This is a genomic window from Spongiactinospora gelatinilytica (assembly GCF_003236385.1).
GTDB classification, from domain to species: domain Bacteria; phylum Actinomycetota; class Actinomycetes; order Streptosporangiales; family Streptosporangiaceae; genus Spongiactinospora; species Spongiactinospora gelatinilytica.
This window is the reverse complement of sequence record NZ_POUA01000949.1, coordinates 1-381: the sequence shown is the minus strand read 5'-3', so window position 1 is coordinate 381 and position 381 is coordinate 1. Positions and strand designations below refer to the sequence as shown.

The following is a 381-nucleotide window of genomic DNA, read 5'->3' as shown; positions in this document are numbered from 1 at the left end:
AGTTTGTGGTGGCCGTTGCGGGCCCGTACGGGGTCGAAGGGCATCGACTCGGGGTGTTCCTCGCGGGCGCGTCTGGTGTGGCTGATCCGGGCCGCCAGGATGGCCGACAGCAGCAGCGCCGCGGTCAGCGCCGTGCCGAGCACGTCGGACCGCCGCGCCGGGCGCATGATGGGCTTGGCGTCTCGCATCTGCGGCAACCGCTCGGTGTACGGCCACAGCGGCTCGAACCTCGGCCGCTCCGGGTCCACCGTCTTGGCCTTGGCCCGGCGGCCGGTGTCGGCGAGCCGGGGACGCGGGCCGGGCGGGCCCGAGGGCCGTACCGGGGCCAGGCCGATCTCCTCGCGGTCCCGCCCCTCGCGCTGCGAGGGCACGGATGTGGGG

At 75.6% G+C, this 381-nt stretch carries 1 protein-coding gene; it reads right to left on the bottom strand.

Annotated features, from left to right (window positions below; translation table 11 throughout):
• On the bottom strand, positions 1-371 hold a 371-nt coding region (locus C1I98_RS40185; RefSeq protein WP_146607994.1), incomplete at its 3' end, for a hypothetical protein.
• Positions 372-381: the final 10 nt, after the last annotated feature.